Source organism: Bacteroidetes bacterium SB0662_bin_6 (genome assembly GCA_009839485.1).
In the GTDB taxonomy this organism is placed as follows: Bacteria; Bacteroidota; Rhodothermia; order Rhodothermales; family VXPQ01; genus VXPQ01.
In genome coordinates this window covers 1-8,906 of sequence record VXPQ01000007.1, presented here as the reverse complement: position 1 = coordinate 8,906, position 8,906 = coordinate 1, and the positions used below count along the sequence as shown (strand labels likewise).

At 57.6% G+C, this 8,906-nt stretch carries 7 protein-coding genes; 2 read left to right on the top strand and 5 right to left on the bottom strand.

The features are described 5' to 3' along the window. Window positions 1-834: 834 nt before the first annotated feature. The 3 genes from F4Y00_00870 to F4Y00_00860 all read right to left on the bottom strand — a co-directional run bounded on the left by F4Y00_00870 (window position 835) and on the right by F4Y00_00860 (window position 2,298). Window positions 835-1,032, bottom strand: a complete 198-nt coding sequence (locus tag F4Y00_00870) for a hypothetical protein (protein ID MYE03519.1) — start codon at window positions 1,030-1,032, stop codon at window positions 835-837. Between the two features lie 55 nt (window positions 1,033-1,087). After that, window positions 1,088-1,390 carry a type II toxin-antitoxin system HigB family toxin gene (locus F4Y00_00865; GenBank protein ID MYE03518.1) on the bottom strand — a complete coding sequence of 101 codons (303 nt, stop codon included), beginning with the start codon at window positions 1,388-1,390 and terminating at the stop codon, window positions 1,088-1,090. 221 nt (window positions 1,391-1,611) lie between these two features. After that, a complete protein-coding gene (locus tag F4Y00_00860) occupies window positions 1,612-2,298 on the bottom strand; it encodes a hypothetical protein (protein ID MYE03517.1) in 687 nt (228 codons plus the stop codon). Window positions 2,299-2,502: 204 nt separating this feature from the next. Between F4Y00_00860 and F4Y00_00855 the strand changes: the two genes are divergently transcribed. Together F4Y00_00855 and F4Y00_00850 are read left to right on the top strand one after the other, a co-directional pair. Further along, entirely contained in the window at window positions 2,503-5,922 is a 3,420-nt protein-coding gene (locus F4Y00_00855) for a BACON domain-containing protein (protein MYE03516.1), read from the top strand. Between the two features lie 273 nt (window positions 5,923-6,195). Then, window positions 6,196-6,375, top strand: a complete 180-nt coding sequence (locus F4Y00_00850; protein MYE03515.1) for a transposase — start codon at window positions 6,196-6,198, stop codon at window positions 6,373-6,375. A 757-nt stretch (window positions 6,376-7,132) separates the two neighbouring features. On the opposite strand, the gene F4Y00_00845 is transcribed toward F4Y00_00850, so the two are convergent. Both F4Y00_00845 and F4Y00_00840 read right to left on the bottom strand, forming a co-directional pair. Continuing rightward, window positions 7,133-7,861 (bottom strand): hypothetical protein, encoded by a 729-nt coding sequence (locus F4Y00_00845; protein ID MYE03514.1) that lies wholly within the window; start codon window positions 7,859-7,861, stop codon window positions 7,133-7,135. 123 nt (window positions 7,862-7,984) lie between these two features. After that, window positions 7,985-8,821, bottom strand: coding sequence for a hypothetical protein (locus F4Y00_00840; GenBank protein MYE03513.1), 837 nt, complete (start codon window positions 8,819-8,821; stop codon window positions 7,985-7,987). Window positions 8,822-8,906: the final 85 nt, after the last annotated feature.

Sequence of the window (8,906 nt, the reverse complement as noted above, 5' to 3'; positions counted from 1 at the left end):
CCCCCCCCCCCCCCCCCGCCCCCCCCCCCCCCCCCCCCCCCCCCCCCCCCCCCCCTGATTTCAGGGCGCGAGGAAAGGCAGGAACACGGACTTGATCCCCGGCTTAGCGCCGGGTGTGCCCCTTGCGGCAGTGCGGACAACGGAGGAAGATAAGCCGAAGTTCTTCGTTGGGAGTTGTACTCTGGAGGCGGGTATCCATGCCGAACTGCACGAGTTCCTTCGCGCAGGGTTATCCGCGAACGGCTCGGTCATCAATGGTTCCATCGAAACATTGAAGGCAGCGGAAAAGGCAGCCTGGCGGAAGCGAATTCGGTGTACAAACAGCCGTGCGAGGGGCATGGGTGGAGGCGCCGCCGGAGTGCGAGGTTGAGCGGTTCGGAATCTCCCGGGCGGATTACGAACCTGGAATGCTGATCAAGGTGCCGGCAGACGATTAACCTCCATTGCGTGAGGCTCCAAGTCTCCCCTTCCCAGGGGTTTCATTCTTTGGGCGCTGTTTCGCTGGAAGAATACGTGGCAATGAGTCTGGAAAAGGGTTGCTGAGCAGTAAGTTTCCATGGGGTTCATTATCCCGAACCTGACGGCCGGAGGAGTTCCATCATGAACAACTTCGCGCTTTCCTCTCGAGGCGCGCTGTTTGTGGGAGAGGTTGACATAGACCTTGGGTGAACGCGATCGCAATCCTTTCCACGCCCTCGCCTTTGGTGGCGTCGGTCTGCCCCGGGAGCGAACTCAGATCCACGGGCTGCTGAATTTCTCCGCGACACATGGTGCGTGTTTCACGCGGTGGCTCGCACCTCTGGGTCAACACGAGCCAACCGGAACGATCACGAATCAGTACGGGTCAAAATCCATTCCTCTCTTGCGCGTCTTCCGCCTTTCTTGGCGCTTGAGTTCGCTAGCGGTCGAATCAAGAGCACTAAGAGAGTGATGTTCTTTTTCCCAGATCTCAACCCGCTCCACGAGCTCATTGAAGCGATCGCCTTCTGGAGTATCGACTTCCGAATCCATCAAGCCTTCGATTTCCTTCATTATTCGAAGGTATTCCGCTCTTGTATTGATTGGCATTGAATTCATTGCTCGACCCTCAGATCGTTTGAGCGTCTATGGAATCGTACTCGGCGTGCGTACCGATGAATCGAATATAGACAACTCGATATGGGTAATTGATCCAAACCACTACGCGAAATCTGTTTCCTCCAATGTTGAATATCGCACGACCGCCCTTGAGTATGCTGGCGGTACTGATCTCCTGTTTCAATTCCGCCGGGCTAGCCCAATCTGCTGCCTTGACGGTTCTGTACCAAGACATAATGGGCTCACGAACATCCGCGCTGCTCCGCTTGGCCTCAATAAACGACTTCAGTGTGGATAGAGCAATTACTCTCACGCAAGAAGGTTAGCACACGCTTGATTTACCCCGTCTTCGCATTGATCTTCCCCCAATCGACCCGTCCATTTGATCTTCCCCGCCTAAGCCGGTCCATACGGGCTGAGGATTTTCCGATTAGCTTGAACGGGGGTGGCCCTCTCTTTATATCGATCATGCATTTTCGAGGAATACGCCCCAACATCAGCAGCAAGAGAGTATTTTTGATCTGCGGCGGGTAGCTAACGCCTCGCCGGGTTCTCTTTCGGACAATGGCGCAGCATCTTTTGGGCCGCTTCCCGGAGTTGCGGCGCGGCCTTGAAGACGGCGGTAATCTGCGTGACCTGGCCGCGCACCTGAACTTGCATGTCCCGGCGCTTCGCCAGAATTTCAAGAACCGTCGGGCCATCGATCCACACACTGAGCAGTTTGCGGACCGCCGAATAATCCGTTCGGTAGCGCTCCAGCGTGTTCCTTTCGGAGTGCCAAACCGGACCCGGCTCGTGGACATCGGCGAAAGTCAATCTCACCGGTACTTTTTCGACATGGTTCCCGGTCAATTCCAGTATCCAGTACATCGGGTTCCACCAGTTGTGCGGTATTTGATCGGGATGATCGGGAATGGCGAGTTCGGCCTGGGCGGGCCGTGCGGGAAAGTGCTCGGTGGCCGGTCCGGCCCGGCAATCGACGCTGAGGAACATTCGCCCTTGATCCGGCCCCATTGCCGGCGTCACGGTTTCTTCAAATCCCGGAACCCGGGCCCGGTACTGTCCGCTCCAGACACCGATGCTGATCCAGCGTCCGTTTCGACTGGTTTCGACGCCCTCTATGACGTTTAGCCCATCGAACGGGCCGGCCTGCGCGGTCGAGAGCAGACTGGCAATCACGGCCATGAGGCACATCAATTGCGTGTAGAGCAGTCTTGGCACGGCTGTCCCCCTGAGGATGCGTCCTCGTTGAGTGCCGCGACGAGACGTTAACTCGCCGCCCGTCCCGGCTTTATGGATTATAAATCATATCTCTTTATGTCATAAACAACCGATAGTATCGACTATTACATAATATATAATACGTTTTTCCGTCCTATACCTCAGGCTCCCATTCCCCCGAGCCGCAGGAGAACAATCATTTTGTTGCGTTGCCAATCACTCAGGCGCACTGTCGCCATTCTTATTGCCTTCCTCCTCTGCGCCGTTGTCGCTTCCGGCTGTTCATCCGGGGGACTGGCCGGCCAGATCGCCTCTGGAGAACTGATCGGCGCAAACCAGGGCGCGAGACTTCAGGTTACCGCTGCCACAACTGCCGTGGGAGCGGAAGGAGGCGAGATCACGGTGGATCTGGCCAACACCGGGGAAGGCGATATGCGCTGGTCCGCTTCCGTGAATGCCGATTGGGCGGAAATCGAGGGCGAGCCTTCGGGCGACGGAAATGCATCCCTCACCCTAGTCTTCGAGGCGAACACGGCGACCAATGAACGCGCCGCGTCCCTGACCATCCGCTCCGGGGACGCTTCCAATTCCCCGCAATCCATACGACTCACGCAGGCGGCGGCAGAACCGGATCCCGAAACCCAGTCCGGCCCGCAACCGCGTTTAAGCGTAAACGCGGATGACTACAGCGTGAGCGCGGGAGGGGAACGCGTGGTGGTGACTGTAGAGAATGAAGGCGGAGGGGACCTGAACTGGTCTGTCTCGCTTCCAGAGAGTGTCTCCTGGGCCCGGCTTGTTGGTAAGCCCGCCAGGAATGGCGCGGGAACGGTGGAGATCGAAGTGGACGCCAACCCCGAGGAGAACGCGCGCTCTTTTGAGCTGGTCGTGTCCGCCGAGGGTGCGATGGCGTCACCGCAAACGCTGCATTTCAGCCAGGAAGCCGGTAGCGCCGTTACCGAGGATCCGCTCGAAATCTCCGCCGACGACTACTCGCTTTCGTCCGAGGGCGGGTCGGTGCAGGTAACTGTGACGGCTGGTGCGGACATGGAGTGGGAAGCCGCCATCGAGGACGGCGCCGACTGGGCGCACTTCTCGGGATCCCCGCACGGAACCGGCAATGCGACGATAACGATCGTCTACGACCCGAACTCGGAACAAGCCCTTCGCTCTTTCGTGCTGACCGTCTCTGCTGTGGATGCGGACGCGTCCGCCCAAACCCGCCATTTCACCCAGGATGCCGCCGGCGCCGATACCGAGAACCTGCTCGAAATCTCCGCCGCCGACTATGAACTTTCGCCCGAGGGCGGGACGGTGGATGTCACGGTAACGACCGGCGCCGACGTGGAGTGGGAAGCCGCCATCGGTGACGGCGCCGACTGGGCGCACTTCTCCGGACGTTCAGACGGAACCGGCAACGGAACGATCGCGATCCGCTACGATCGCAACGAGAATCAGGCCCTACGCTCCTTCGAGCTGACCGTCACAGCCGACAGCGCGGGCGCTTCGCCGAAGACCCTCACGTTCAATCAGGATTCCGTATCGTCTGCGAGCCTTTCGCTTTCGACGGCGACACGCCACATCGGCGCTGAGGGCGAGCAAGTGGCCGCCCACCTCACGTTGTCAAGCAACGAGGGAGCCTCTTGGGCAGCGGAAGTGGATGCCGCATGGACCCGCCTCGGGAGCGCCGAAAACGGCGATGTCGGGCCGGCTCACTTGGGGCCGGCTATGAGCGGCAAGATCGACGGTACGGGCGACGCCGTCATTCGCATAGTTGTCGATCCCAACCCCGGTCCGGAACGGAGCTTCACGCTCACGGTACGTTCGAGCGACGCGATCGCGCCACAGTCCATTATGTTTCGCCAGGCGGGGAAAGGGCAGCCGGAACAGGAGATTCCGCTGCTTCCTCCCCCGCCGGCCGGGTATTCGAACAATTGCCAGCGCCAAACCGAAGGCTTTGAAGAATTCGGTGGCTGGCTGGCGCAGCGGGGCCATTATCAAGCCGATTCGGATTCCAGGGTCTGGCGGCACTTCGGCGAGGCCGAAGGTACGAACGATGGCGTAGTGCGCGCCTTTAGCGATTGCACAAGCGACCGGCGCACGGTCACGACCAATATCCTGGCCGACCCCACACTCACGCAACCGCTCGAGTTCGGCGATCTGCCGGCGGCCGAGAATGCCCGGGTTGTGCTCCTCGACACCGCATTGCAATCCGTCGGCCAGCACCTCGCCGGCGCCAGACACGAGAACCCGGAATATGTCTGGCCTGACACCGGCAGCGGCTGGTATCCCACCTTTACTCAGGACGGCGCCGGGACTAAATTCCTGCATGTGCAGCCACTGGGCGATTGGGGCTACGAAAGCGCCTCCGGCTGGCAATCCCAACTCGCCGACTGGAATACGGACGGTTCCGACATGTCAGCTTGGACCGATACCGCACAGCAGTACGGCTGGCGGCTGCCGGGCATCCACGAGCGGACCAGCGAAGGCCGCCGGATGCTTGCTGATGCGGACACGGCGCTGTGGCTGCTCGTCGGCGGCTACACAGGATCCGGCGGCCACCGGCGCATTCATCCGAATTCCGCCGTTTGCGGTGAGGCCGGCGGGCTATGTCTTTTCGCACCGTGGGCGTACAGCTATGAAGACGGCTACGGCTTCACCCGCACGGTCGAGGGAACGGCCGTGGCGGCCGCCCAGGTCGCAGCGGCGCTCGACAATGTGCTTCTCCTGTGGCCGGATTACGACCTTCTGGAGTTGCGCGACCTGGTGCTCGATTGCGCCGAGGATATGGGCGATGCAGGCCCCGACTCGATGTGGGGCCGAGGCGTGCTTTCGTTCGCTTGCCTGTTTACGCCGCACGGCGACCTGCGCGATCCCAGGACCGGGACGATCCTGTCCGGCGGCATCTACGGTCCCCTGGCGGGTCCTCTTGGCCACGTCGCCGACGCTCCGGCCCTGCTGGGCGCGCCGTTCAACGGGATCGATGGCACCGGCCGGGACTTCGCCTATCCGCTGATGCGGTGGTCGCACCGGGAAAACCATGCACTCTTGGCGGCTACCGGCGCTTCGAGCGGCGCCGCCGATGCCCCACTTCGGGGGTTGGCCGGCTTCGCGGCACGGAGCCGCAGCAGCACGATACTCGAAGATGGCAATTTCAGCGCCCGAATCGCGGCCGCCGGTGATACGCTGGGCGCCGCGGCGCTGTGGCGACCGGGCGGCGTTTTCGCCAGGTCGGGAATGTGGACGTTCCGCGGCGGCCTGGCGCTGCAGCCGGAAGGCGCAGGACCCTTGACCGGAAGCGGCGTCTTCCGGGCACCCTCAATGCTATCGAGCGCGTTCTCGGTAGCGTTTCAGCGCAGCCTCGGCCGCAACCTGTACCTCAATGCGCGGGCGCAGCACTGGATGACCTTGAACGCCGAAACGCGCAGCTTGTGGGAAGACGCGCACTTAAGCGAGTTTCGCGCCAGCGCGTCGCTGAGCTTTCGAATGGGCCGCGCGCGGGCCGTCGTGCAGGCACAGTACGCTGGCGGCTTGCGTGGCCGGCTGAACGTGGCGGAGCAGTCGATCGTTTTGGCCCGGCAAGCCGCCAGGCAGTTGTGGTTCAGGGTCCGCGTTCCGCTGAATTGATGCGTCATGCCAAGGTTCAGCATCATTGTCCCACGCTTTACCAGAAGCGGAGCGTTCGGGCTCAGGGGCACGGGCCTTGAGCAGGTAGGCAAATGACACGGAGAGCTTGGCATCACGCCTCGGCCCCACATCGAACCGGGGCGGATCATTCCGCTGATCCATGCAGCGTGCGATGCGCCCGGCGCCTCCGTCGATCTGGTCGGCGATTCCGGGCTAATGCACTACCTCGCTCGGGACAAGCTGCCGGCATACGCGCCTCGCATTGTTCCATGACTGAAGGATGACGGTGACTTCCTACGGGTCCGCTGGTTCGACGATTTGACGGATGCCAGAGAGAAGTTGCAAGCTTGGCGGCGAGAGTACAACGAGAGTCGGCCTCACCGGTCTCTCGATGAACTCTCGCCCCTGGAATTCAAGGCCCGATGGGCCGAACGAAGGTCAGAAATTTACTAACGATCTGGCTCTGGAAATGGGGCATCTCAAGGGGCCGGCCGGTCTTGTAGATCGAATTTACGTAGCGAAAAAGACTGATGGAAGAACTGTCCGCTAATGAGATCCACAAAGCTAAGTGTTCCATTAAGTACGATTTCTCTCTTAGGCAAGTCATCCAAGCGCAAAGTCTCTTCCCGATTGAGAAGAAACTCCATTGGGACATCTTTCATTGGGAAACCTTGACAGGGCAAAATTACCTTGCGGCGCACGATCCAGGGGCTAATCGGTACCAATCTAACCTGTGCCATCCATGGCCTGACGAACTGCGCCTCAGGATACCGCCTAAGAATTTCTTGCTCAGCCCTTATTATTTCTTCCGACCTACCACTTGCTGAGAGAGACACGACCATCTTTGAACCTGCTAGTGACTTGAACCACAAGAAACTATCATAGAATCGATCTAGCCTTGCGTAATCTATTGTGAGCTGGTTAGAGATCAACACGACTCTACGCCCTTGCATCTCCTTCAGCGCATATACCTCCGTCCAATTTGGCACAGATATCGCCTCGAATTCTCCATGAGTTTGGCTAAACGCTTGGGAAGAATCTGGGGATTGAGAGCAGTAGGCAATCGGCGACTCAGGCCATTCCATCTCATACGTTGTACACGCAGAGACGCTCGCAGCGAGTAGACCTATTACTACGAGCCGGCGCTGCGGGCTCGAATTAATGAACGCTACGGTCTCATTGAAAGCCAAGGATCGAAACTTGTGCACAGTCACTCTTCGAAGAGCACATGCAAGTGCTTGGGGGTACCAACCACAAACTCCACTCTCTCTCTTGCTTCTGATAGCGATACTTTCAAGCTGTTGGAGATCGAGAAACTAGCATTCCACACTGCATTATTTGCAGTCTTGTTCGTGCACCTCTCTATATCCACATATTTGTCGAGGACAAGATTGGTTAATTCGGATTCCTTGTGATTGGCGAAAGGCGATCGCGAGATATAGTCATACAATCGAAGTACGAATTGCGCCAAGTTGCCGTGGGCTTCAATATCGGGCGGCACGTTGATATGTCCAATATCATCTCTTGAGAGCACTGCACTCGCAATTTGTACCATGCTCAAAAATTCCTCGGTATTCGCCCTGTATTCCGGAGACAGGAATGCGGGTTCAGTTGTGATTAAAGCAACTAGATTCTCTTGACTTGCCAGGGCGCAGGTTATAACGACTGCGTACTGCGCCGCCGACTGCTTCACAGCATCGAAAGAGTGGACTCGATGATCGTTAGGTTCCTCAATTGTGTACTGGAGTGCCTGCAACACTATCGGACGCGCTGCTTCAAATTGTTGCAGGGACGAAGGATCTGTACTCAGCATCGCATTAAAGGTGATTTGTGAGTACTGCTCTACAGCGCCTACTTGCAATTGAGTAATTCGAATAACATCGGGAAGCACCAGATGTTCCTGGTTCGCTTCGTCAAAGAGTGATCTTGGTAACGGCATGCTTGGCTCTCATCTTTTGCGGGCAATTGCCCATGTCATGCCTTAGTCATTCGTCAATGAGACAACGGTGACTGTCCAACCATTAATTCCTAGATAGCGGGCTTCTCTAGAGATCGATGCCGGCTAGCGAGGTTCGGTTTGTGAGACGTTGTAATCCGCAAGAAGCTTTGTGTTGCCCGCCGTATACAACGATTTTAATGCTTCCAATCTTGCTGTGTGTATCAAGTTGACATCGTTACACGTGGCGTACGAAGGCACACGAAGATAAAGACTCGTGCTTACCGGTATCGGATCAGACTTTCCATGAATGGTGATCTTCACGTCGATCATTCCGCTGACGTCGACGGTGGAATCACGGCGGGAATAGGAACCGCTCCACCACCAGCCTCTTTTTCCTGCAGCTTTTGCTACGGTCATATCAGGTTTGATATCGCTATGAAAATCGAAAGCATGATTTACAACTAAGTCGACTAGTTTTGAGAACAGTTGCTCAGGCTTGTACTTGGTCGTTATCTTGTCATTCTCATCCCAGACGGTAACATCGATTATTTGTTGGGATCGCATTTTCTCGACAGCGTCATATATCTCAGCTGCGGCGAAGTAATATCCAATTTCGAAGTGCTGACTAATGAAACGGTGGACTCGTTGCAAGTCTGCCCTTATGTGCAAGGCCCAGGGACGGATCGTACCGACATAAAAGTAGACAATCTGTCCATTGATCACCCCTCCGTCGGGTGAGTCCAGCAAGCCTTTGAATCTTCGCACTTCCTCGGCACCAAGAACGACGAACGCGATAGGGACCTGAGCTCCAATGTTTGAGCCCACGAGGTTAGGTACTTCGAGTGCGAAGCCTTTACCATTATCAAGCACGGAAGTGAGCGGCTTCTCGATTCCATGTTCTTCGTACCAGAATTTGATTTTGGCCAGACGATGCTTCTCTTCGGGTTCGAGTCCCTCCATCGACAGCTTGTCGGATACCCAAGGTTTGCGGACAGCCAGTCCTCTTCTAGTCCAATTTGGACCCGTGACCATGACCTATCTATTT

Bases quoted from the DNA above. Each gene is read 5' to 3' on its own strand.
- F4Y00_00870 (MYE03519.1), bottom strand. From the start codon at position 1,032: ATGAAGGAAATCGAAGGCTTGATGGATTCGGAAGTCGATACTCCAGAA.
- F4Y00_00845 (MYE03514.1), bottom strand. From the start codon at position 7,861: ATGCCGTTACCAAGATCACTCTTTGACGAAGCGAACCAGGAACATCTG.
- F4Y00_00840 (MYE03513.1), bottom strand. From the start codon at position 8,821: ATGGAGGGACTCGAACCCGAAGAGAAGCATCGTCTGGCCAAAATCAAA.